Source organism: Alphaproteobacteria bacterium SS10 (assembly GCA_019192455.1).
GTDB lineage: Bacteria > Pseudomonadota > Alphaproteobacteria > TMED2 > TMED2 > TMED2.
This window is the reverse complement of sequence record JAHCML010000003.1, coordinates 621206-645838: the sequence shown is the minus strand read 5'-3', so window position 1 is coordinate 645838 and position 24633 is coordinate 621206. Positions and strand designations below refer to the sequence as shown.

Annotated in this window: 21 protein-coding genes and 1 other RNA gene; 12 read left to right on the top strand and 10 right to left on the bottom strand. The window is 58.0% G+C overall.

From position 1 onward, the window contains the following. The first annotated feature begins 141 nt into the window (after positions 1 to 141). Positions 142 to 2388 (top strand): peroxidase, encoded by a 2247-nt coding sequence (locus tag KI792_03395; protein ID MBV6632060.1) that lies wholly within the window; start codon positions 142 to 144, stop codon positions 2386 to 2388. Positions 2389 to 2391: 3 nt separating this feature from the next. Here KI792_03395 and KI792_03390 read toward each other — a convergent pair whose 3' ends face one another. The 4 genes from KI792_03390 to KI792_03375 form a co-directional block, all read right to left on the bottom strand. Next, a complete protein-coding gene (locus KI792_03390) occupies positions 2392 to 2979 on the bottom strand; it encodes an NAD(P)H-dependent oxidoreductase (protein ID MBV6632059.1) in 588 nt (195 codons plus the stop codon). A 1172-nt stretch (positions 2980 to 4151) separates the two neighbouring features. Beyond that, complete coding sequence (locus KI792_03385; protein ID MBV6632058.1) at positions 4152 to 4970, bottom strand: hypothetical protein; 819 nt, start codon at positions 4968 to 4970, stop codon at positions 4152 to 4154. A 172-nt stretch (positions 4971 to 5142) separates the two neighbouring features. Beyond that, complete coding sequence (locus KI792_03380) at positions 5143 to 6045, bottom strand: DMT family transporter (protein MBV6632057.1); 903 nt, start codon at positions 6043 to 6045, stop codon at positions 5143 to 5145. A 1282-nt stretch (positions 6046 to 7327) separates the two neighbouring features. Continuing rightward, complete coding sequence (locus tag KI792_03375) at positions 7328 to 8272, bottom strand: FAD-dependent thymidylate synthase (protein MBV6632056.1); 945 nt, start codon at positions 8270 to 8272, stop codon at positions 7328 to 7330. Between the two features lie 311 nt (positions 8273 to 8583). Between KI792_03375 and ssrA the strand changes: the two genes are divergently transcribed. The 4 genes from ssrA to KI792_03355 all read left to right on the top strand — a co-directional run bounded on the left by ssrA (position 8584) and on the right by KI792_03355 (position 11600). Then, positions 8584 to 9022, top strand: a transfer-messenger RNA (tmRNA) gene (gene ssrA / locus KI792_03370). Positions 9023 to 9255: 233 nt separating this feature from the next. Further along, positions 9256 to 9795, top strand: coding sequence for a hypothetical protein (locus KI792_03365; protein MBV6632055.1), 540 nt, complete (start codon positions 9256 to 9258; stop codon positions 9793 to 9795). Between the two features lie 69 nt (positions 9796 to 9864). Further along, positions 9865 to 11163, top strand: coding sequence for a glycerate kinase (locus tag KI792_03360; GenBank protein MBV6632054.1), 1299 nt, complete (start codon positions 9865 to 9867; stop codon positions 11161 to 11163). Next, positions 11160 to 11600 carry a GNAT family N-acetyltransferase gene (locus tag KI792_03355; protein ID MBV6632053.1) on the top strand — a complete coding sequence of 147 codons (441 nt, stop codon included), beginning with the start codon at positions 11160 to 11162 and terminating at the stop codon, positions 11598 to 11600. Before KI792_03360 ends, KI792_03355 begins: the two co-directional genes overlap by 4 nt. A gap of 76 nt (positions 11601 to 11676) precedes the next feature. Here KI792_03355 and KI792_03350 read toward each other — a convergent pair whose 3' ends face one another. Both KI792_03350 and KI792_03345 read right to left on the bottom strand, forming a co-directional pair. Next, positions 11677 to 12177 (bottom strand): hypothetical protein, encoded by a 501-nt coding sequence (locus tag KI792_03350; protein ID MBV6632052.1) that lies wholly within the window; start codon positions 12175 to 12177, stop codon positions 11677 to 11679. Between the two features lie 343 nt (positions 12178 to 12520). Next, positions 12521 to 13441 carry a transglycosylase SLT domain-containing protein gene (locus KI792_03345; GenBank protein MBV6632051.1) on the bottom strand — a complete coding sequence of 307 codons (921 nt, stop codon included), beginning with the start codon at positions 13439 to 13441 and terminating at the stop codon, positions 12521 to 12523. A gap of 188 nt (positions 13442 to 13629) precedes the next feature. Here KI792_03345 and KI792_03340 point away from each other — a divergent pair, with 188 nt between their 5' ends. Continuing rightward, entirely contained in the window at positions 13630 to 15426 is a 1797-nt protein-coding gene (locus tag KI792_03340) for an acyl-CoA dehydrogenase (protein MBV6632050.1), read from the top strand. A 27-nt stretch (positions 15427 to 15453) separates the two neighbouring features. On the opposite strand, the gene KI792_03335 is transcribed toward KI792_03340, so the two are convergent. Continuing rightward, positions 15454 to 15912 carry a hypothetical protein gene (locus tag KI792_03335; GenBank protein MBV6632049.1) on the bottom strand — a complete coding sequence of 153 codons (459 nt, stop codon included), beginning with the start codon at positions 15910 to 15912 and terminating at the stop codon, positions 15454 to 15456. Positions 15913 to 16161: 249 nt separating this feature from the next. Here KI792_03335 and KI792_03330 point away from each other — a divergent pair, with 249 nt between their 5' ends. The 6 genes from KI792_03330 to KI792_03305 all read left to right on the top strand — a co-directional run bounded on the left by KI792_03330 (position 16162) and on the right by KI792_03305 (position 21548). Continuing rightward, positions 16162 to 17850: a peptide ABC transporter substrate-binding protein gene (locus KI792_03330; protein ID MBV6632048.1), complete on the top strand. Its 1689-nt coding sequence runs from the start codon at positions 16162 to 16164 to the stop codon at positions 17848 to 17850. A gap of 10 nt (positions 17851 to 17860) precedes the next feature. Further along, complete coding sequence (locus KI792_03325; protein MBV6632047.1) at positions 17861 to 18433, top strand: flavodoxin family protein; 573 nt, start codon at positions 17861 to 17863, stop codon at positions 18431 to 18433. Further along, positions 18430 to 19398: an ABC transporter permease gene (locus KI792_03320; GenBank protein ID MBV6632046.1), complete on the top strand. Its 969-nt coding sequence runs from the start codon at positions 18430 to 18432 to the stop codon at positions 19396 to 19398. Before KI792_03325 ends, KI792_03320 begins: the two co-directional genes overlap by 4 nt. Further along, positions 19398 to 20348 (top strand): ABC transporter permease, encoded by a 951-nt coding sequence (locus tag KI792_03315; protein MBV6632045.1) that lies wholly within the window; start codon positions 19398 to 19400, stop codon positions 20346 to 20348. Before KI792_03320 ends, KI792_03315 begins: the two co-directional genes overlap by 1 nt. 136 nt (positions 20349 to 20484) lie before the next feature. Further along, the gene (locus KI792_03310) at positions 20485 to 20967 is read left to right on the top strand and encodes a hypothetical protein (protein MBV6632044.1); all 483 of its coding nucleotides are present in this window, start codon (positions 20485 to 20487) and stop codon (positions 20965 to 20967) included. 131 nt (positions 20968 to 21098) lie between these two features. Next, the gene (locus tag KI792_03305) at positions 21099 to 21548 is read left to right on the top strand and encodes a DUF4174 domain-containing protein (protein ID MBV6632043.1); all 450 of its coding nucleotides are present in this window, start codon (positions 21099 to 21101) and stop codon (positions 21546 to 21548) included. Between the two features lie 8 nt (positions 21549 to 21556). Here KI792_03305 and KI792_03300 read toward each other — a convergent pair whose 3' ends face one another. The 3 genes from KI792_03300 to KI792_03290 are packed head-to-tail and all read right to left on the bottom strand — an operon-like array spanning position 21557 to position 24583. Next, positions 21557 to 22153, bottom strand: a complete 597-nt coding sequence (locus KI792_03300; protein ID MBV6632042.1) for a hypothetical protein — start codon at positions 22151 to 22153, stop codon at positions 21557 to 21559. A gap of 15 nt (positions 22154 to 22168) precedes the next feature. Further along, complete coding sequence (locus KI792_03295; GenBank protein ID MBV6632041.1) at positions 22169 to 23356, bottom strand: amidohydrolase; 1188 nt, start codon at positions 23354 to 23356, stop codon at positions 22169 to 22171. A 39-nt stretch (positions 23357 to 23395) separates the two neighbouring features. Continuing rightward, positions 23396 to 24583 carry an amidohydrolase gene (locus tag KI792_03290; GenBank protein MBV6632040.1) on the bottom strand — a complete coding sequence of 396 codons (1188 nt, stop codon included), beginning with the start codon at positions 24581 to 24583 and terminating at the stop codon, positions 23396 to 23398. Positions 24584 to 24633: the final 50 nt, after the last annotated feature.

Below are 24633 nucleotides of genomic sequence, written 5' to 3'. Positions count from 1 at the left end.
TCAATCCAGATGAACACAAGCTGAATGGATGGCTCAGCCAGCGTTCAGCGACCCTGTCCGATACTCCCGCTCGCGAGGCAATCGACGACCACCAAAGACTGGTCGATCGAGATATTGAGAGAGTTAAGAGGAGTTGGGCTTATGTCCCGTCCAGGCGTTCCAGTAGACGGCACCGGTACCGTGGAAGATGAACCAGATTGGGGGGCGGTGCATCAAACCCTGCTGCGCTATGCCCCGGCTGATTTCGCCGATGGCATTAGCGAGATGGTCGATGATCGACCCAATGCGCGGCTGATCTCAAATGTGGTGTCAGAACAGACTGAAGAGGCGATCCCCAATGTTGCAGGTGCCAGTGACTTCCTCTGGGCCTGGGGCCAGTTCATCGACCATGATCTGGACCTCACTGAAGCTGGGGAAACCGAATTCTCCCCCATCATCGTGTTCCCGGGCGATCCCGTCTTCAATAGCACCGAGGATGATCCCGCCATCATTACCTTCACCCGCGTTGATCCGGTGGATGGCACGGGCGAGACAACACCGCGCGAATACGCGAATGAGATTACCGCCTTCATCGATGCGGGCATGGTCTACAGCTCTGATCCTGAAGTGGCCGCGTCTTTACTGGGTGATGGGCCGTATCTGGCGTTGGATGAGGATGAGCTGCTGCTAGAGACAGAGGGCGGCGTATTGGCCGGTGATGTTCGGGCAGCAGAGAATGTGGCCCTCACCTCCCTCCATACGCTCTTTGTCCGCGAACACAATCGCTGGGTTGATGAATTGAAGGCTGAGAACCCAGATTGGACGGATGAGGAGCTGTTTGCCGGCGCCCGCGCCCGGGTTGAGGCTGAAATCCAGGCCATCACCTTTAACGAGTTCCTACCGATCCTCGTCGGCGAGGGCACTATTGAGGCCTATGAGGGCTATGATGCGTCGGTGAACCCAGGCATCGCGGTTGAATTCTCCACCGCTGCGTTCAGGTTCGGCCATTCCCTCCTCTCCTCCACGGTACAGCGGCTGAATGAGGATGGATCGGTGATCGATGCCGGTAACCTGACCTTGCAGCAGGCCTTCTTTAACCCGACTGAGATTTATGAGAATGGCGGCATTGATCCGATCCTAACCGGCCTAGCCGATGGTACCGCCAATGAGGTCGACACCATGGTGGTTGAGGATGTGCGCTCCTTCCTCTTCGCCGCTGAGGGGGATATCGGCCTCGACCTTGCTGCTATCAACATTCAGCGTGGCCGTGACCTCGGCGTTGCGAGCTATAACGACCTTCGAGAGTCCCTGGGCCTCGCAAGGGCTGAGAGCTTCTCCGACATCACCTCTGATGCCGCATTGGCGGCACAGCTTGAGGCACTCTATGGCGATGTTGACCTGGTCGATGCCTGGGTTGGCGGCCTGGCCGAAGATGCGGTTGAGGGTGGCCTGCTAGGCGAGTTGTTCGCCTTTATCATCGTCGACCAATTCACCCGCATCCGCGATGGCGACCCGTTCTGGAGTGAGGGCGGCAGCCAGCTGACGGATGAGGAGATTGAGGCGTTATGGGACACCACCCTGGCCGACGTGATTGAGGCCAACACCGATATCGATACCATCCAGGATGAGGTGTTCTTCGCCTATGACCGCCTAGGCGGTAGTGAGGCTGGCGATAACCTCTTTGGTGGTGAGGGCCGCAACCTCCTGCTCGGCGAGGGCGGGAATGATTGGCTAGTCGGTGCCGGAGGCCAGGACCAGCTTGAGGGCGATAACGGCAGCGATACACTCGACGGTGGGGATGATGCCGATATCCTCAACGGCGGTGCCGGGCGCGATATCATCTATGGCAATCAGGGTGCCGATAATGTCGATGGTGGCGCCGATGGTGATCGCCTGTTCGGTGGCCAGGGCAATGATCAGGGCAATGGCGGCACCGGACAGGACACCCTGTCGGGCAATCGCGGCCATGACATCCTCTATGGCAATGCCGGGGATGACGACATCTACGGCAATCTAGGCCAGGACCTGATGTTCGGTGGGCAGGGTAGTGATGCCCTCTATGGTGGTCAGGATGACGACACCCTGCTTGGCAATTTGGGCGATGATACGATCTGCGGGAATATCGGCGACGATGTCATCATCGCCGGTGCTGGCAATGACCTGATCCTTGGCAATCGGGGCAATGACACCCTGTTCGGCAATGCCGGTAATGATGTCTTCAGCTTTGGCACCGATTTCGGCCGCGACGTCATCGCCGACTATCACGCCGGTGATGTGATCGATTTAGGGCCCGCCATTGTGATCGATATCAACACCAACAATCGCGGCCTGGTGCTTGAGACCTCGGAGGGCACAATCCTACTCACCGGGGTTGCCGATCCCGGTGAGCTCACAATTCTGACCTTCTAGGGCTTAAGCGGCGGCGGCCAGGGCGGCATCTGCCTTGGCCAAGGCCGCGTCCTGATCGACCATTAGCTGGTCAGCCGCGATCAGGGTCACATCAGTGATCCCGATAAAGCCCAACACATGGCGCATATAGCCGGTGGCGAAGTCGATCTCGCTACCGGCGGCCGTGCCACCGGAGGCAACAACCAGATAGGCCTTCTTACCGGTCAGCAGCCCCTCGGGCCCATTCTCAGTATAGCGGAAGGTGCGGCGCGCACGGGCCACCATATCAACCCAAGCTTTGAGCGCAGCGGGTACACCAAAGTTATAGATTGGCACGCCAATCACCAAGGTATCGGCAGCCTCGAGCTCCTGCACCAGCGCTTCAGACTCTACGAGCAGCTGTACCTGTTCTTCCGTACGCTCAGCCGCGTCGGTGAAATTCGCACCAACCCAGGCTTCATTGACGAAGGAGGGCGCGTTAACCGAGAGGTCACGGGTCACCACCGCACCGCCATCTTCGGTCAGCTGGGCCACCAGGCGGTCAGCCAGATCACGGGTCACGGACCCTTCATAACGGGCTGAACTGTCAATTCGCAGAACGCTTTTAGTCATCATCAAATCTCCATCCGATTGGGGTGCTGCCATCATGCAAGGCGCGCCCGTGTTTCGCTTGGGATAGACAATGGCTCTAGCAGGCCAAAACGACCAGCCACGCAATTGGGAAGAGATTGTTTCCCGCCGGTGAATGGACGGGCTAGCGACTAGTTACCCGGCTTTATCCCGCCGGGCGCCGCATCTGGCCCGTCCTTGGCTGGATCTTCGGCCGGCGTCACAACTGCCTTGGTCGCATCCAGCAGGGCGCGGAAGCTATCGACGGATTCCCGCACCACACCGCGTTGGGTGGTGACGCTGGGTAGGGCGTCATGGGCCGGGTCGCCGGAAGCTAGATCCAGGCGCCGCAGATCGAGATCTAGCAACTGCATCTTGTGCACCAGTACGGCAATTGGGGATTGGCCATCAGCGTCCGGCGTTTCATCGATGGGCATATCGTCTGGCGCCGCATCCAGGCTGGCATGCAGCTCATCCGACAGCGCCTCAATCTCATCAAGCGCTGCCACGGTCTTAGCCGCCTCGGCACGCTGTTGCCCACCACCGATGAGAAGCGGCTGGGCGCGGCGACCAAGTGGAGTACCGGCAAGCTCAGCCTCAANCTTCGCTAGCGACGCCTGGGTCTGGCGGGCGTCGAAGACGCCGGTATCCACAACCTCACCCTCGGCTGATGCGCCAACGGTAAACTTCACCCCGGCGATCTGCGCCTGCTCGCGCGGACGCTCGGCGATTTCAGTGATCATGCGCTGGGTTTCGGCTGGCATCCCCTCAGCCGCCTGACGGTAGAGCTCACTCTCTTGGCGCAGGGAGGTAACGACCAACTGACGGTCCGGCCCAATGCCGAGCCCAATGATCACCCGGCCCTTGGCGGTGTCAGCCTTGGGATCGCGATCTGGGGTCAGGGTTGCGTAGGATTTCCGGTCCTGATCAACGCCGAGGACAAGTTGACCTTGTTCAGGAACAGAACCAGGGGGCACAGGGGACGTGTCTTGGGGCATGTCGCGTCACAAACCTTACAGGCCATTACTGACCGGGGGAGAGGAGGTTCGGATCGGACTAGACCCCAAGCCGCCGAAAGCGGGAAACACTTAACCGGCGATGCAGGTCACAGACTGTGGGAACGCGGCCTAAGCACGCTTTTAGCAGGCATCAGAGTACGCCCCGGTCAGCCCGCCTTACATCGTGGCGCGGCGCTCGGCGGTTTTGGTGGCGACGGCGGCCACGGTTGCTTCGGTCACGATGCCGGCACGCTTTAGCTCACGGCGGAAACCGGACCATTCCAACGCCTTCGCGTTCACCGCCTCACGGTGCGGGGTGTTGAGCGGGTCGGCAGCCTTGCTTGGGTTGGCCTCATGCATGCCAACACCAACGGAGCTTTGCTTTAGGCGCGTCCAGCGGGTTTTGATCTCTTCAATATCGGCGGGGCGATCGGCCTCAGGTAGCTCGGCGGCCGCCTTAATCCCCGCATGGGTAATCGCCATATCATCGGTCATGGAGGTGAAGGTGCCACTGCCCAGGCGGCCGGCCATGCGTTGTTCATCACCACCGATGGTTGGCTTTGCCCTGCCCGTCTTGGCGGCAATGGCGGCCTCAACCCCGTCCAAGGCGGCCATTACATCACCATTGTCATAACCAAAGGTGCTGACCACTTTGCCTTGCAGGGGACCACCGGCGGTAAACTCAACACCGAACATCTCCCCCTTTTCAAGCTGACCGCCTGGCCCCTGCATCTTGGCCGGGTCCATGCTCAAACTCTGGCAGTAAACGACAGCGGTGATCAGCCCGTCTTGCAGGCTCATCCCCTGCTTCTCAACCGAGGTGACAGAGAGGGAACCGTCGCGCGCCTGGCCCACGCCGAGCAGCAGCCGCTCATAATGGCCGGTATAGGCTGGCGCCTCACCATCATGGAGGGTTGCGCGAACCGGGCCTTCATGTGGCTTCACCAGTTCTAAGGTGCCGAGGTCTTTGGTGTTGCTGGCGCGTGGATCTGTCATGGCGTTGTTCCCTGCCCTTATTCCCTGCACTGGATCTACCCGCCCGCCGGTCATTTCCTGCCGGGGTGCTCAAGGGCGGCCCGTTTAAAAAAGTTGCGTATGCAGCATCTCAAACGCGGGGTCTACGCCTGTCTTTAGAAAGCAGGAAGAGCGGTATTCATTCGTGTGGATATCAACGCCCTGTCGCGGCGCCGCCCGCCTGGGCCGCAGCAGGCTTCGTCTGACTAAAGAACAACGACCCGATGCCGGAGGTCAGGATGAGGATGAGGCCAGCCAAGGCGATCAGATCCGGCCAATCGCCGAAGACGATGATGCCGAGCACGGTGGCCGAGATCAGCTTGGTGTAGATCAGGGGCGCGATCAGGCTGGCCTCGGCCTGTTTATTGGCGATCACCAGCATGTAATTGCCGAGGGCGGAGCCCAGCGCGCTCAACACAATCAGCCAGGCCAAATACCAATCCGGTTCTAGCACCGGAAACGGCATGGGCAGGCTGACACCAATCGGCGTCAACACTACCGCCCCAATGGCGAGCTGGGAGAACAGCAGGAAGCGCGGGCGGATGCTGGTCGCCGTCACCCGGGTCATGACCAGATAGGTGCCGTGCAAACACCCGGCGGCAAGCGCGAAGACCATGCCGATGGAGGCACCAAAGCCGGGCTTGACCACCAGCATGACGCCGAGGAACCCAACGGCCAGCATCACACTGCGTCGCCCAGATGGCCGCTCACCCAGAAACAGGATCGCCAGGATGTAGGAGATAACCGGTCCGATAAAGAAGGCGCCAAATACATTGGCAATCGGCTCGGTCGTCAGCGCGGTGAGGATACAGCAGATGGCGGCGGTGATCAGCGCGCCCCGAAACACCACCCGCCAATCCTTAAAGCTGGGCAGATCGGCCCGGGTCAGCCCACAAAACGGCAGGACCAACAAAACGCCAATGGCAAAGCGCGACCAGGCCACCACAAAAGGCTCAACCCCAGCCTGCCCCAACAACTTCCCTGCTGTATCGCCAATAACGATCAGCGTGACAGCGGTGAAGACGATGGTGATTAGGCGGAGGAGATTCAAACTCAATAAACCAGTCGAGCCTGCTAGAGTCTGAAAAACTCTTGCTCAATTGAGAGGTCTTATCTTTGGGTACATGTCACAAAGTAATAAGAGTAGCCACACTTATTGCCGCCATGTTGATGCGTCTTAGAAATCGTAAAGGCACGCCGCCCGCATTTGCGTCTAGACCAATCTTCAATTGTCGTACCGCAACCAACATGCAGAAAGTTCCGGCGATCTAATGCTCTTTCACCAGTCTGTACGGGATAAACCTGAGCACGAATACTGCTTCGCAGTATAGCTACGCTGTCTACTCGACTTTTTTGCTCGCCAGCAATTGATTTCGCCTGATTATTAAGCTCACTTTCCATTGATTTCATAGAGTTTCTGATGCTCTCAAGCTGAGCTTCAAGGTCAGACGCATACTCCAAAGACATACGAGACTCTCTGGGATACTTCATTGTGTAAGTTCCTCGGTTAAACTCAAAACTCACACCCGTAGATGGAAAGTATTCACTACCGTTACTAACTACGGACTCGCGTCCACAAAAAGCTGAAAAGCTTTCCGAATAAGTGAACTCAAGATTGGTATGGGCTGGAACCTGATTGCCCGAAGGATCTTTGACCGTACAGGTCATCCCGTCATCGACAAGAACCCCCTGAAGACGCAAATCTGCTTAAGCAGTAAAGTTGACATTAAATGAAGATCTTGTCTGGAGCGCAGCATGATTAACAAATATATTTTTACTCTCAAGAGCTATACATTTATTTAGGCTTTCAAGTGCAGTAGTTACGACTGAATTTGAAAAACTTGAGCTCTCGTTGTTGGAATAACGCTCGGATTGATAACTTCGACAGAAACTTTCCAGTCGTGTCTTAGTCTCAGTGGCTCCACCAGAGAAGGAAAGCGGTAGACTCTTAACCACAACATCAAGGCCAGCATAACTGTCTCGTGTTTTCAGCTGCCCCGATGACTTGCAGTTATCGTCAAAAATTGAGTTCCAGATTGAAGAAGAGTTCGCCTCAATCTGAACATCTCTGACAGCATTCCGGTAGACATCACCGCAAACGGACTGCTGAGCGTTGGCAACAGCTGGCAGTGAAAACAGAACAACGGCTAATATGCTTCTTTTCATAACAAAGCCCCCCAAACCTGGATTAGAAACCTCTAATTTAATCCAGACCGGAGGGGTTTTGCCATAATATTTTATGCTAAGTAAAAACTTGGGCTTAACTGGCTACACAAACAAATTACTGGGCGGAGTAATGCCGCCCTCCCAGCTCTCGCCTCTGCCAGACAGGTGTTTAATCAACCCAACGTCTCCATAAGCTCTCGCCACTCGCGAGCACTCAGGCCACTATTCTCCTGCGTGACCTCTTCACCGGCTAGCTTGCGCTTGACCACATCGAGGCCGGATTTGGAGAGGTGGACGGCGCCCTCGCGATACTCTTCATAGGCAGCATGCGTCAACGGTACCCAGTTACGCAAGACCTCGGTCATGGCCTCGGCATAGACGCGGATCTCGTATTGGGCGTGGGCGTCGGCGCGTAGGCGCAGGAAGTGCATCAGATTGTGTAGGTCGGTCTTCCAATACCATTGGGTATAGGTGTTGAGGGTTAGGTTCATCCGGGCCAGCTCACGCGCCAGGCCGGTGCGTTCCTCATCCAGCACATTGCCATCCGCATCCTCGTTCAACAGCTCCTCATAATTGGAGTAGGTGCGATAGGCATCATCGCGGAGGATGTTGAGCACACGCTCGGCCTCCTCACCCTGGAGGACGGCCTCACCATCCCGGCCCTGACGGTTGGTGAGCGACTGGGCGGCCAGCTGATCCTGCGCCGGGATATAGAATTCACGGTCGAGGACGGAGTAGCGGGCCGAATACTCATTCACATTGGCGGTGCGGTGGCGGATCCACTGCCGGGCGATAAAGATCGGCAGCTTGATGTGGAATTTGATCTCGCACATCTCAAACGGGGTCGAGTGCCAGTGCCGCATCAGATATTTGATCAGGCCAGCATCGGTGGAGACCTTCTTGGTGCCCTTACCGTAGGAGACGCGGGCCGCCTGCACGATGGCGCTGTCATCACCCATATAGTCGATGACCCGGACGAAGCCGTGATCCAGAACCGGGATCGGCTCATACAGGGTTTCCTCCAGCGCCGGCACGGTGGCACGGCGGGTGTCAAAGCGCTGGGCCTTTTGCTCATCGATCTCCGCGCGCTGCTCGGCGGTGAAACGGTCTTTCGTCATTGGTTGCTGGTCCGCTGGCTGCTTATCCATGGTTTCAGACATGATGAGGCTGCCCCTTCTTCGGCTGGGTCGGTTATCTGATGATCGCGTGTGTGCGTGTTGGGGCGGAGCATAGGGGGTGCGGCGCCATCATCCTACCGCCCGATCTGTGGATAACGCGGGATAGCGGGGACGGCCTAAACAGAATCAGCCCCTTACGGGCATAGCCGGATTTGAGCGTGGAGACACGGCCCGGCGGAAAGACTGGGCTGGCGGGCGAAAATGTGGCGGAGTCGGCCGATCGATTCGGGAATCAGCCGCTTTCCCGCTCTACCCTTTGAACCGGGATCGCAATCGCTTATATTCATGGGTGCCGGCTTGTCCGGCTATGGCGCTAAACGCGGCATGGAATAGGCGTAGTGGACCCGGGGGCAGTACCCGGCGCCTCCACCAACCTTAGGCCCAGGTGGCTCATTCTTGAGTGCATGGTCCTTAGGTTCCGCCAAGTGGCAGAGGGAAGCTCGTAAAAAAGCATGCCCGCCGTCGCTTGACGGCATGGGGGCGAAACAGGATCGACACGCGCAGTAAAGATGACGTTTGTTCCCGGCATGGTACCGCCGTTATCGGGCCCTATTATAGTTGCAAACGATAATTATGCAGCTCCAACCGCACTCGCAGCCTAAGGCAGCGCGTAACGTTGAAATTAAATTCCCTAGTCGTTGCTGATTAGGGTGGGGACCGGGGGCCGCCTAGCAACAGAAGGCCCCCACTTACCCCTGCACAATCCGATCATGGCGCATATCCGATGCTGCACCGCACGCTGGGCCAGCCCTGCGATTGTAGGCCGTGGCCGAACGCCCACCGCATCCACAAACCGACAGTTCAGCGGCGCGAAACGTTGTTGTGTTCGCTGATCCATCCGTTAATGTGGATGGTAACTCAGACGTTTGGGGCTGCGTTGTGCCGCTTTGAACGCCAGAACCGGTGAATGATTGGGCCGATCTATGTCGGAAAGCGACGTCCGCTACGATGTTTTAGTTGAATCCGCGCTGCGCGGTGTCGTGCGCCAGATTCTTGAGAATGTCGGCGAGGATGGGTTAGCAGGCGAACAGCATTTCTATGTCACCTTCCGCACCGGCGATGCCGAGGTTGAGGTGCCGGAATATCTGCGCAAACGCTACCCGGCCGAAATGACCATCGTCCTGCAATACCAGTTCTATGGGCTTGAAGTGACGGACAGCCAATTTGCCGTCACCCTCACCTTTAACAATGTGCCAGAGCGTCTGGTGATCCCGTTTGAGGCGATCACCGTCTTCGCCGACCCATCCGTGAACTTCGCCCTGCAATTCCAGGGGCTGGATCAGGATGACGAGGATGATGCCGATGGCGATGCCCTACCCACTGGCCCTGTCGCCGTGGACGATATGGGCGAGCCGGTTGAGATTGATCCCGACGCCCCCGCCGCTGAGGGCGAAGGTGATGAGGATGATGAAGAGAAGACCGGTGAGGTCGTCTCACTCGATCAGTTCCGTAAGAACCGGTAGCACAGCTACCTTTTACTTCTGGCCGTGTTTGGCCGTTATGCCGATCCCTACCAAACGAGCCATTTGATCATGAGTGATCCGCAAACGGTCCTGAACCAAGTGTTTCAGGCCGCGCTTGATGCCTGCCTGCCAGAGAAGATTACCGCCCCCGCACTGGACCGGCTGAACCTGGATCAGGTAACGGGGCGTATTGTCGTGACCGGTGCCGGTAAGGCATCGGCCGCCATGGCCGCCGCGGTGGAAAGCTGGGCCAAGGATAATGGCCTGCTGGAGCGGCTGTCCGGCCTCGTTGTCACCCGCTACGGCCACGCCGTCCCCTGTCAGCAGATTGAGATTGTTGAGGCCTCGCACCCGGTCCCGGATCAGGCGGGCCTGAAAGCCGCGACGCGTATTAAGGCGCTGGCGGATGAGCTTAGCGAGAATGACGTCATGCTCTGCCTTATCTCGGGCGGCGGCTCGGCATTGTTAAGCCTACCCGCCCCCGGGCTGAAGCTTGAGCATAAGCAGGCGGTGACGGCGGACCTCCTCCGTTCCGGTGCCACGATCGGACAGATGAATGCGGTGCGTAAGCATCTCTCAGCGATTAAGGGCGGGCAGCTAGCCGCCGCCGCCCATCCGGCGCGGGTGGTTACCCTGCTGATCTCTGATGTGCCGGGCGATGATCCTGAAACCATTGCCTCCGGCCCCACGGTGACGGACCCCACCAGCTTTGCCGAGGCGCGGGCGATCCTTGAAGAGTATGACATCGCCCTGCCGCCCGCTGTCGACGAGTGGCTAAACCAGGCCGCCCCCGAAACACCAAAACCGGGCGATCCAGCCTTTGCCAAGGATCAGGTGATCATGATCGCCACCCCGCAGATGGCCCTAGAAGCGGCGGCCGAGAAGGCCACGGCGCTCGGCTACACACCGATTATTCTCGGCGATGCGATTGAGGGGGAATCCCGTGAGGTCGCCAAGGTGCACAGCGCCATCGCCAAGCAAATCCAACGCCATGGCCAACCGGGCAAGGCGCCGGCCATCCTGCTCAGCGGTGGTGAGACCACGGTGACCGTCCAAGGTAATGGCCGTGGCGGTCGGAATGCCGAGTTCTGCCTGGCCCTCGCCATCGACCTGGCCGGCCAGGCGAACATCCACGGCATTGCCTGCGATACCGACGGGATTGATGGGTCAGAGGATAATGCCGGCGCCCGCGTTACCCCGGATAGTCTGGAACGGTCAAAGGCGGCTGGTTTTGATGCTGTCGCCGTGCTTCGCGGCAATGATAGCCATGGCCTGTTTAAAGAGATCGGTGATCTGGTGATGACCGGCCCGACCCTGACCAATGTGAACGACTTTCGCGCCATTCTTGTGGAGCCCTTAGAGCCATGAAGATCAGAACCCTAAAGAAGGATGATTTCGACGACTGGCACGTGCTCTGGCGCGGCTATAACGATTTCTACCGTGCGGATGTCCCGCACCATGTCAGCCGCCTGAACTTCAACAATATGGTTGAGCAGAAGGAAGGGTTCTTCGGCCTCGTCGCGGTGGATGAAGAGGATAAGCCAATCGGCTTCGCCCATGTCATCTTCCACCCCTCCACCTGGACCGATGGCGTCTATTGCTATCTTGAAGACCTCTTCGTCGCCAATGAGGCGCGGGGCACCGGCACGGCCAAGGCGCTGATCGAGGGCGTCTATAAGATCGCCGATGCCCGTGGAGATGTCGCACGGGTTTATTGGACCACCCAGGAATTCAACGCCCCGGCCCGCTCGCTATACGACCAGGTGGCCAAGCGCACCTCCTTCATCCGCTACCAGCGCGCCTAGATAGGGGCCTGTAAGCGGGTATAGAAAACGGCGGTAGGGAAACCCCACCGCCGGGTAAATTAATTCATTGATCGGCTTAGATCTGTGGCCGTGGCGTGGTGTCAGGACCGCGCAGGTCTGCCGTGGCAGCGCGGCTGCGTGCCAGGTGCTCACGCACACTCTCACGGGTCAGGCCAAGCTCAGCCATCTGGGCGCTGTAGTCAGGCTCAAAACCACCGCCATCTGCGGTCGGCTGCTCAGGGCTCAAATCAACATCGCCCATCCGCTTCTCACCCTTGGATTTTGAGTAGCTGCCAATCTTTGGAATGCCCTGGCTCTCAGGCGTGCCGGTCAGTTGCGCACCGTCCATCTGGGGGCGGCCAGTGGCTGTGGTGGTCAGGGCCAGCCCTAAGGTGGCTGCCTTACCAGCGATTGAGCCAACATTCTGGATCGTCTTCAGCAGCTGGCCCCCAGCCTCGCGCCGCTCATAGCTGAACCATTTACCGTTCTGATTACCTTCCGGGCCACTTGGCAGCACGGTGCCACCCTTATTCTCTGTCCCCTGTGGACCAGTTTGACCGTCTTCGTTCCCCAACATTCGATTTAGAAACTGCAAAGGCTTCATCGAAATCCCCATCCGTTCGCTTTGTATAATTTTAATATAAATTGTGTATGCGAAAGCAAAAACACTATTTTTTAAAATTTGTGAAATTTAAATTTTTCAAAAGCTAGTCATAAATTTCAATGATGCTTGATCGTCAACCAACTATACTGAATAGATAAAACTTTATACAATGAGGCTGGACGCCTAGATGAAGGCACCCGGGACAATGCTTGAACTATAGTAGGCAGCCGCAAAACAGCATTACGCGCCGGAAACCCAGCGCGATTCTATTCTGAATTATTACTCGAAAGTCTTGGTAAGTCGCTGATTTTAGGCGTTAAATAGCCTGCTGAACCAAGAGCATTAGATCATTCGCCAACAGGCCCTGACCAATCGTTTGGTTGCTTCCAACCACATCGGCAACCGAACTGAAATCTGCATTGCTATTTCGCAGGGTCTCAATCAGGCGGCGGATGATCGGGTCACCGGCATCCAGGTTCGTGCTGCGATGGGGCGACCACTCGGACACTGGGCGGTTGGATGACCAAGAATGCCCGGTGCCAACATCGCGGCTGGCGACTGAGATGGCCTCCGCCCCCTCAAACTTGGCAGCGAAGAAATCATAGACCTCAGCCAGACTGCGCGCCTCGCCGGTGCCGCGATCATAGAATACATTGCGATTGGCCGCTGCCGCCTTTGGCATCAGGGCGGCCGCCTCAGCATTTGGGTTCTGCTCCATCGCCGTCAGGAACTTTCCAGCACCACCGGCGCCAAGGAAATGGGCGAAGTAAAGTTCGGTTGCACCAACCTCATGACCCAGCTTGCCAACCAGATAGTCCCGGTTTTCCCCCGCAAACTCAGCCGCCATATTCGCCGCCGCGGTTGGGTCAAAGCGCAGATCCATAATCGCATCGCGTTGTGCAGGATCGGTAATGCGGAAGCGGCCATCGCTACCCTGCTCAATCGCCGCTGCCTCTTTACCAAGGCCGTAATCGGCGCCATGGCGCTTCACCATCGAGAGCCAGGTTTGATCGATGAACTGATAGAGCCCCTTCGCTGACGAGGTCTTCGCCGCCGCATCGGGGTTAAAGCTGCTCTCAGCTTTTGCCTTGTGCATTAGGTAGGAAAAATCGACCCCGGTACGGGCACTGGCCTGCTGAACCGCTTGACGCACTTCAGTTGGCGCCTGGCTAAACACCTGATTTGGATCGATAACTTGTGGCACGGCTAAATCGCTGATGCTTTTCGACTGATTCATTCATCGATAACTCAGCAAGCATCGTGCCAGTTTCCACTTGCGGCGGATCGCCCCTTGGCAACCCAAAGGTGACGTATACGTCATGACACAGCGGCGGCTTACCGCTATATCAATAGCCAAGGAATAAGCGGGCTAAACCAGATAGCCCATTGGAAACGTCACATCAGATCGCAAGAGGGCCAAATCCCATGATCCCTTACCACGCACCCGTCGATGATATGAGCCACGTCCTGAAGGACATTATCGGGCTCGAGCGCCTGTCGAGCTTACCCGGCTTTGACATGGTGGATGAAGATCTGGTCGACGCGGTTTTGGATCAGGCCGGTAAGCTGGCGACCGATGTTTTGGCGCCGCTGAACACGGTCGGTGATCACAATGGCTCCGTCCTTGAGAATGGCGTGGTGCGAACGCCTGAGGGCTTCAAGGCCGCTTACGATCACTATGTTGAGGGTGGTTGGAACTCCCTGCCCTTCACACCTGACTATGGCGGCCAGGGCATGCCATGGGCGATTGCCTTCGCCGTTCAGGAGATGTGGCAATCAGCCAATATGGCGTTCGGCCTGTGCCCCCTACTGAACCAGGGTGCGGTTGACCTGATTACCGAGCATGGGTCGGATGAGCAAAAATCGATCTATCTTGAGAAGATGATCTCTGGTGAGTGGACTGGCACCATGAACCTTACCGAGCCGCAGGCCGGTTCAGATGTTGGTGCGGTTCGCACCAAGGCAACGCCCAATGATGATCACTACCTGATCAAGGGCAACAAGATCTGGATCACCTATGGTGAGCATGATTTCACCGACAACATCATTCACCTGGTTCTAGCCCGCCTACCCGATGCGCCGGAGGGGTCACGCGGCATCTCACTCTTCATCGTGCCAAAGTTCCTGGTGAACGAGGATGGCACGCCGGGTAAACGCAACGATCTGCGCTGCACCGCGCTTGAGCATAAGCTGGGCATCCACGCCTCGCCGACCTGCTACATGACCTTTGGTGATGATGATGGTGCGATTGGTTATCTGGTTGGGGAACCAAATAAGGGCCTCAGCTACATGTTCACGATGATGAACAACGCCCGCATGTCCGTTGGCCTACAGGGCGTTGCGATCGCTGAACGTGCCTATCAGCAGGCCCGCGATTATGCGCGGGAGCGGGTGCAATCCCGCGCCCTCACCGGTGGCAGCGGCCCCGTCGCCATCATCCAACACGCCGATGTGCGCCGGATGCTGCTCGACGCCCGTGCGAAAATTGAGGCCGGACGTGGCCTCGCCTATCTCGCCGCCGCCTATCTGGACGAGGCCAATATGGCCGACGACCCAGAGCTGAAGGGCAAATCCAACGCCATGGTCGAACTACTGACGCCAGTGGTTAAGGCCTGGTGCACGGATATGGCGCTCGATGTGACCAGCACCGCCGTCCAGATCCATGGCGGCATGGGCTTCTGTGAAGAGACGGGCATAGCCCAGCACTTCCGTGATGCCCGCATCCTGCCGATCTATGAGGGCACCAACGGTATTCAGGCCAATGACCTGCTGTTCCGTAAACTGCTGCGCGATCAAGGCCAGACGATGAATAAGTTCATCAGCGATGCCGAGACGGTGGCAAAGGCACTGGCCGATCAACCGGGCGATGATGCGAAGACCATCGCGGCCAATCTGACGACCAGCATCGAGCATCTGAAGCAGGCAACAACCTGGCTGCTTGAGAATGGGAAAGAGCTGGATACCGTGGCCGCTGGCGCCGTTGCCTATACCAAACTGTTCGGCCTGGTTGCTGGCGGGTATGTGCTGGCCCAATCGGCCGTTATTGGCCTCGCCATGATGGGCCAACCTGGCGGCGCCAATGGGAAGGGTGAGTTCTTCGATACCAAGCTGATCACCGCGCTCTACTTCGCCCAGAACGTGATGCCACAGACGGCAGGCCTGCTGCCAAGCATCACCACGGGACACCGGGCGGTCACCAGCTTTGACCAAGCCGCGTTCTAAGTCCGCGCCTGATCGACCCGAAATCAGTTAGAGACAAGCAACTAAGTCACTGGCTGCGTTCATCAGATCGCGCTGGTGGCTTGGCGGCATTAACCACTCAACCAGCGATTGGGCGTGGGCGGTATCGCCTCGGCGCAGTGCTGCGAACAGCATGGAGAGCGACCGCTCATCTGCGCTCATCGTGCCAGCACCGAGCAGGCTAAACCGAAATGGTCGGCGGCTGAACTGTCCCAGAAGGTCAACCAGCTGGAGTGCAGAAGAGACGGCAAGCTCAACCCGCCCCATGCCACAATGGTTAAGCATGAGGGCAACAACCGGGCCGGTTGCCTCCCCTTCCCAGCGGATAATTCGCAGCGGACACAACAGGACGAGCGACCGGTCCGGCTGTGGTGTTGGGATCGTTGTTTCGGGTTTCCAGTCGGTCGGCAGCGGGGTCACCACATTTCGTGCAACCGGCACCTCAATATCAATATTTTGTGTTAACATGGCTTCATTGCCCCCAACAGGTTGTGATGAAGAGACCTTAATTGCAATTCACTCGCAATTGCAAACACAAAATTTCGACTTATTAGAGATCGCTTCTGGATCATGCGGGAAAGCGGGAATTAATCGCCAACCGCAGCGGTCGATCCGCCAGCAGGCGCAGTATCGGCTTTTCATTTCCCGGCCCAGAGTCCATGAAACCAACAGCGCTTTTGAACCGAGGACCGAAACCGGATGGCAGGGTTTATGAAGATGACGAGTTGGGCAGCCACTTGGCGATATGGGATCAGCCTGGGTGTGGCGGCCATGCTCTCTGTATTCCTGATGAACGGATCAGCCTCAGCGCGTGAGCAGCTGACCATCGGGGTCAGCCAGTTCCCATCCAACTTCCATCCGATGATCGATAGCACCCTGGCCCGCACCTACATCAACGGCATGGGGCAGCGGCCGGTAACCGCCTATGACCCCGATTGGAACCTCACCTGTCTGCTGTGCACCGAGATCCCAACCATGGATAACGGTCGCGCCACCCTGGAGGAGCGCGACGGTGGTGAGATGGGTATCGCGGTTACCTATACCCTGCACCCTGAGGCACGCTGGGGTGATGGCACCCCCATGACCACCGACGACATTCTGTTCACCTGGGAAGTGGGCAAGCACCCGGAAAGCGGCGTCGCGAACTTTGAATTCTTCCAGAACGATATCCTCGACATATCCGTTCAGGATGAAAAGACCTTCACCCTGCATATGGACAAGGTGACCTGTGAGTTTGCCTCGATCAGTGGCTTCTTCCCCCTGCCTGCCCATTTGGAACGGGCGGTGTTCGAGGAAGACCCGCGCCGCTATCAGGAACGCACCACCTACGATATCGACACCACCAATCCCGGCCTCTATTTCGGCCCTTACCGTGTTGCGCGGGTTGATCAGGGCAGCGCCGTCGTGCTTGAGCGGAATGAGCATTGGTGGGGTGAGACGCCCGAATTTGATCGGATCATTGTGCGCACCATCGGCAATACGGCGGCCCTATCCGCCAACCTCCTCTCCGGTGGGCTGGATATGATCTCTGGTGAGCTCGGCATGTCCCTGGATGAGGCGCTAGCCTTTGAGCCACGGGCCAGCAACCGCTTCACCTTTGTCTACAAGCCCGGCCTGATCTACGAGCATATTGATCTTAACCTGGATGACCCTGCCCTCGCTGACCGGCGGGTGCGGCAAGCCCTGCTGCATGCGATCGATCGGCAGCAGGTTAATGACCGCCTATTTGATGGGCGTCAGCCGGTTGCCAAGACCAATGTAAACCCACTCGACGCTGTCTATAACGCCGAGGTGCAGAACTACTGGTTCGACCCTAAGCGGGCGGGCCAGCTGCTGGATGAGGCGGGGTGGCAACCCGGTGCTGATGGCATACGCCGCAACAGTAACGGCGACGCGTTGCGCCTGAAGTTCCAAACCACCGCTGGCAACGCAACCCGTGAGCTGGTGCAACAGGTGCTGCAACAACAGTGGCGCTCCGTCGGCATCGAGACAGTGATTGAGAACCAACCGGCACGCGTCTTCTTTGGTGAGACGGTTCGTAAGCGCCAGTTCGATCACATGGCTTTATTTGCCTGGATCTCCTCCCCCCGCTCCGTCCCACGAACGACCCTGCACTCTGAGATGATCCCAACCGAGGCAAATAACTGGGCCGGGCAGAACAACACAGGCTTCCGTAATGATGAGGTCGATCAGATCCTGGAGGATTTGGAAGACACCTGTGAGCCAGAGGCCAACCAGGCGTTATGGGACCGGCTTCAGGAAATCTATGCGGAGGAGCTACCCGCCCTTCCCCTCTATTTCCGGGCAGCCCCACATATCATCCCAAACTGGCTGACCGGCTTCCGTCCAACTGGCCATCAATTCCCGACCACCTTCTGGATCGAGGAATGGGGCGCCGAGAACTAAGCTGACGACCATGCCGACCATTACCATCGCCTATCACACCGGAAACGGTCACACGCTTAGGGTGGCCGAACATGTCTTGGCTGGCCTGACGGCGGTTGGTTGCCAGGCATCGTTGATCGATGTTGATGGCATTGATGATGCGGGCTGGGCCCAGCTGCGGAACAGTGACGGCATCATCTTTGGCAGCCCTACCTATATGGGCAGCGTATCAGGGCCGTTTAAAAGCTTCATGGATGCCTCCAGCAATTTTTGGATTGAGCAGCATTGGGCCGACAAGATCGGTGCCGCCTTCACCGTCGGCGCCAGCGCCAGTGGCGACAAGCTGAATAGCCTGGTCCAGATGTCCATCTTTGCCGCGCAGCACGGCATGATTTGGGTTGGCCAGAACCATGTGGGCAGCAAGCATACCGGCGATGGCGAGGCCCTAAACCAGGCAGGCTCCTGGCTCGGCCTGATGGCCCAATCATCCGATGACAAGGCAAGCCTGATCGTACCGGAAGACGTAAAAACAGCTGAAAGATTTGGCCGGCGCGTTGGGCATGCGACCATCCGCTGGGCCACCAGTGAGGCTGCCGCCGAATGATAAGTTTCTTCATCAGGCGCCTGACCGGTGCCTTGGCCGTTCTGCTGCTGATGTCGGTGATCGTGTTCGGCCTGATCGGCCTGATGCCCGGTGACCCGGTCGATCTACTGGTTAGTGCCGATCCCAATATTTCATCGGCAGAGGCTGAACGTTTACGTGCCCGCTATGGCCTCGACCAGCCTCTGTACCAACGCTATTTCGCCTGGCTTGGCAGTGCGTTACAGGGCGATTTTGGGTTTAGTCGCCTATATGGCCGCCCGGTACTGACCATCATTCAGGGCGCCATCGCGAATTCATTCTACCTACTCGTTCCCGCTTTTGTTTTAGCCCTGATCATCGCCTTGCCACTTGGGGTGCTGGCGGCCCGTAAAGCCAATAAGCCACTGGACCACGGCATCAGCCTGGTCAGTTTCGCTGGTATCTCAGTACCGCCATTCTGGCTGGCGCTGATGCTGATCCTAGTGTTCTCGGTGAACCAACAATGGTTACCCGCCGGGGGCGTTGAAACGATTGGCGCCAGCGACCTGCCGCGCTGGCTAGATCGCGCCTATCACCTAATCCTGCCGACGATATGCCTGACCTTGCTGAGCGTGGGCGGCTATATCCGGTTTATCCGTGGCGCGATGTTGGAAGTGCTGAGCGAGGATCATTTGCGGGTTGCCCGGGCCAAGGGGCTCGCCGAACGCCGGGTCATCTGGCGCCATGCCCTGCCCAATGCGGCGCCCACCATTATCACCATTGTGGCGCTCAACTTCGGCGCGCTCTTCTCTGGCGCCTTGATCACCGAGACCATGTTTGCCTATCCGGGCCTGGGGCAGACGATCTATGGCGCGATTGAGGGCAATGACTACAACCTCGCCCTGATCGGCCTGTTGCTAGCGACAGCAATGGTGCTGATCGCGAACCTGCTCGCTGATGTGCTGTATGCGGCGGTGGACCCACGCATTTCGTTCGAGGCCGCATGATGGGTGATTTCAGCCTCGCCGCCGAACAAACCCATGCGCTGGCTGCCAAGCGGCACACGCCCGGCCGTGCCGCCTTGGCTCGCTTCATCCGCCAATTGCCCGCGATGGTTAGCTTGGTTCTGCTGATCGCCATTGCCGGTATCTGCTTTGCTGCCCCTTGGTTCGAGGCTGCACTGGGCAGAACTGCCGAGGCGCAGGACCTCTTTGCCCGGTTTGAACCGCCATCGGCCACCTATTGGTTGGGCACGGATAGCCTGGGCCGTGACGTGTTTCTTCGCCTGCTCTATGGCGGGCAGGTCTCACTGATCGTTGGCGTGGCAACCGCAGCGATTGCGGCGGTCATTGGCACCTTTATCGGCCTCATCGCCGGGTTCTATCGCGGCTTTATCGACAGCCTGCTAATGCGCCTGACCGACATTGTGATCGCGCTGCCGCTGTTGCCATTGCTAATCGTTTTAGCGGCGGTCGACTTAACCAAGCTTGGGTTCAGTACAGATGCCGCCTTCTCAGAAAATGCGGCCCTATACCGGATCGTGGCGATCATTGCGCTGGTCGGGTGGACCACGGTTGCCAGGCTGGTGCGCGCCAGCACCCTTACGGTCCGCACCCGGCCCTATGTAACGGCAGCCACAGCCTTAGGTGTGGGCGATGCCGCTATCCTGCGCCGTCATATCCTGCCGAATGTGATGTCACCCGTGATCATCGCCACCACCCTATCAATCGGCAATGTGATCCTGCTTGAGAGTGTGTTGAGCTTCCTGGGCCTCGGCATCCAGCCGCCGGTGCCAAGCTGGGGCAACATGCTGACCAATGCGCAAAGCCTGATTTGGAACGCTCCTTGGCTCGCGATTTATCCGGGGCTCGCGATCTTTGTGACGGTGATTGCGTTCAACCTGCTGGGCGATGGGTTACAGCAGGCCCTGAACCCCAAATCCAACGAGCAAGGCTGAACAGCCGAGCTATGCATTTCAGGTAATGCGCTATGCAATAGTGGGCGTCGTTGTTTTCAAACCGTGACTATAGGTTCCGCGCCATCGACAAAAACCTTGGCACCAACGGCGCCAAATCAGGCAGGAAACTCGCCCCATGTTTGCGAAACTGACCTCACGCACACCAACTGCTGATGCTACCGCGGTTAAACTGATCGGCTTCATTAAAGGCATAGACGTAGATGGCCAGGCCCCTGGCCTTGACCGCGACAATGCACAGCTCGCCGTGATGCGCCTGGCGACTGAGATCACTGATCAGCTGCGCTTTACTGGCAAGGTCATGGACCCCCAGCAAAAGCAATTCCTCACCGAGGCGCTGCCCGGCCTCCGTGAGTTGAGCACCATGCGTAGTGGTGCCGCCCAACCAATGGTTGGCGCAGAAACCTCCCCACGTTGGGAGCCCGACCCATTCTGGATGGAGAAGGCAGCAGAGTTCAAAGGCGGCTTCACCAAACGGGCAGAGGCACTTATGGAAGCGCGCTTCCTGCCATCCGTTGAGGCTGACCGCGCCGCTGGTGTGATGCCACAAACACCAGAGAACAAGACAGCGCGCACCGTCGCCCACATGATGGGCCGTTAAGCCCAACAATCATCGATCTATTGCTCAACTGGACGCCCACCAATCGGTGGGCGTTCGTGTTTGTGGCCATAGGGTCTGGCCGCTAGGATACTGACTAAGTGCCAAAGCGAAAGCGGAGCAAGGGCCGACAGATGCGAACACTCTTTGCCGCGATTGGGCTACTCTTAGCCATGACCACAACAGCCCTGGCCAACCCACTCGCGCCGTTCAAGGGGGATTATCGCCCCTTGCTGATCTTTACCGGATCGCCTGAGGCCCCAAACTTCCGTCAGCAATTCATCGCGACCAGCCAGAGCATTAATGAGCTTTATGAGCGTGACATCCTCCGCATTCACGTTCTCAGCGACGCGGGCCAGGTGGGACTACACGCAAAACCAACACCACAGCTAGCCGCCGATCAGCTGCCAACGGCAGAAGCGTTAAGGCAGCGGTTTGACCTTGGGCCAGATGACTTCGCTGTTATCTTGGTCGGCAAAGATGGCGGGGAGAAAGCGCGCTGGAGCGCCCCGGTGGCCATGGCAGAGGTTTACGCCCTGATCGACACAATGCCGATGCGCCAACGTGAGATGCGGGAAAACTAGATTGGCCCTCAGGCGCGTCCCATTGCACCACGATCGATTAGGCGTTCAATCGCCTCATCAACATGGGCATTCACCTGTTCGCTGATATCGCCGCGCATGGACAAAATCTGATCCATGGCACGGTTAACAATCAACGGATCACGATTGGTCCGGGCCAACTGCTCCAACCCATTTGCAACGAAGCCGCGGGCGACCTGGTTCTTAGTCCGCCGCATCCGCTCTAACGCATCCAGCCCCCGGCCATCGGCATAGCGTTGGCCCACCATCTCCGCGATGTAATGCGAGGTCTCCCAATCGCTGAAGCTGGCGTAAACCTCTTCAAAGGTTTTCAGCAACCGCTCTTCCTGATCCCGGGTCAGGGTTTCAAACTCGAAATTGAACACCGCCACCAGATGCCGTGACCCGGTCAAACCGTGCAGGCGATGATCCCGTAAAATGGCGAGCAGCGCATCGAACTCGGCCGTCGGAAACTCCAGCTGGTTCATGATCTCAACGCCGAAATCGAAGACGATATCGGTAAACACCTCACCACTTTTGGCGGCGATGGCCTCCTGCAGCGCGCCGTTCCAGCGGGCCGTGGCGTCTTCTAGATCCTCTTCACTCATCGGTCGTATCGGTGTTTAAGCAGCTTTAGGGAGGGAGGCTTCCACCAGCTGGGCCCAGTAGGAGGCACCAAGTGGCAGGATGCGATCGTTAAAGTCGTAGAGCGGGTGATGGACCATATGTTTGTGGTCATCATCCGCCTGCCCCAGCCAGATATACGCGCCGGGCCGTTGTTCAAGCATGAAGGAGAAATCCTCCGCCCCCATGCATGGGTTTAGGTTGGTATGGACCTTATCACTGCCCAAAAGCTTGGACGCCACATCGGCGGCGAAACCAGCCTCTTCTGCTGAATTGATCGTGGGCGGATAGCCACGGACATAGCTGAACTCCACAGAGCCCCCCATAGACGTCGCAACACTCTCGGCGATTGTCTGCATTTCCTTCTCGATCATGTCCCGCACCTCAGGCGTGAAGGTACGAACCGTACCGCCCAGCTCCGCCTCTTCAGGGATAACGTTGAAGGCAGAACCAGCATGGAAGGTGGTCGTAGAGATCACTGCCTTATCCAACGGATCGGTCCGGCGGCTGACCAGGCTTTGCCACATGGTGACAATGTGAGAGCCGATAAGAACCGGATCGATACCGTAATGCGGCATGGCAGCGTGGGCACCGTAGCCTTTCACGGTCACCTTAAACCGGTCGGCGGCGGCCATCATAGGGCCAGGCATCACCGCAACCTCGCCGATTGGCACTTCGGGCCAGTTATGCATGCCCCAGACACTCTTGGCCGGGAACCGATCAAACAGTCCCTCTTTGACCATTAGGTCGCCACCGGCGCCACCCTCTTCCGCAGGTTGGAAAACAAAATAGACAGTACCGTCAAAATTGCGGGTCTCGGCCAGGTATTTGGCCGCGCCCAATAGCATGGTCACATGACCATCATGACCACAGGCATGCATCTTACCGGGGTTGGTGGAGGCGTGGGGCAGGCCCGTAGCCTCCTCAATTGGCAGGGCGTCCATATCGGCGCGCAGCGCAATCGACTTATCCGGATCACCACCGGTGCCATCGCGACCGTGCAGCACCCCAACCACGCCGGTCTTGGCGATACCGTCATGGACCTCAATGCCCCATTCGGTCAGCTTCTCAACGATCAGCTTAGATGTGCGCTGCTCCTCATAACCCAGCTCAGGGTGGGCATGGATATCGCGGCGCCACTCGGTCATGGCCTCGTGGAATTCCGCAATCCGGTTATTGACGGGCATCGCTATCGCGTCCTTCTGATATCGCTTGTTTTTCTGTGATCAATCGCGCGGCAGCTGCCGCTCAACCATCCGTGCCATATAGCTGGTGGCGATTGGCAGGATCGCATCATTAAAATCGTAATAGGGATTATGCACGGACGCCGTGTGGTCGTCATCCGCTTGCCCAATCCAAACATAGGAGCCCGGCAGATCTTCAAGCATATAGGCGAAATCCTCGCCGCCCATGATCGGCTCAATCTCCTTCAACACATGCTCTTCACCCACCACATCGGCGGCAACCTGCCCCGCGATTCCCGTCTCAACCGCATGGTTCACAAGTGGCGGGTATCCCCGCTCATACTCAATGGTGATCTCGGCCCCGAATTGAAGCGCTGCACCCTTAGCGATCTGGCGCATCCGGGCCTCAATATCATCCCGCAGCTTGGCGTCGAAGGTACGCACGGTGCCGTTCAGAACCGCATCATCGGGAATAACGTTAAACGCTGAACCGGCATGGAACTGGGTAACGCTAAGCACAGCCTGCTGGATCGGGTTGGTCTTCCGACTGACGATCCCCTGCAGCGCTTGATAGAGGTGGGTGCCGATAAAGATGGGGTCGACGCTGTCCTGCGGTCGCGCGGCGTGCCCGCCCTTACCCTTAATGTGGATGGTGAAATCATCCACCGCCGCCATGGAAGGGCCTGTTCGGGTGGCAATCTTGCCCACGGGCAGCGCTGGGGAGTTATGCAGCCCCCAGACAGAGCGGACGGGAAACTGCTCAAATAGCCCCTCTCGCATCATCACCTCGGCGCCACCGCCATTCTCTTCTGCCGGTTGGAAGATCAGGACGGCCGTACCGCTGAAGTTGCGCGTCTCAGCCAGATACTTGGCGGTGCCTAACAGAATGGTCGTATGGCCATCATGACCACAGGCATGCATGGCACCTGGCTTTGTTGAGGCATGGTCCAGGCCGGTCTTCTCATCCATCGGCAGGGCATCCATATCGGCGCGCAGCGCAATACGGTCCTCAGCCACCTCTGCTGGCCCATTCTGGCCATGGATCAGCGCAACAACGCCCGTACCGGCCAACCCTTCATAGATTTCATCAACGCCGATATCGCGCAGACGCTCAATGACGAACTTTGCCGTCTCATGCTCTTCAAAGGCGATCTCAGGATTGGCATGCAGATGCCGACGCCAACCGGTCAGCTCATCGGTTAGATCGGCGATACGGTTCACCACGGGCATGATGCTCAATCCCTCTCAGCGTGACGTCTGGGGCAATCTAAGCCAACAAG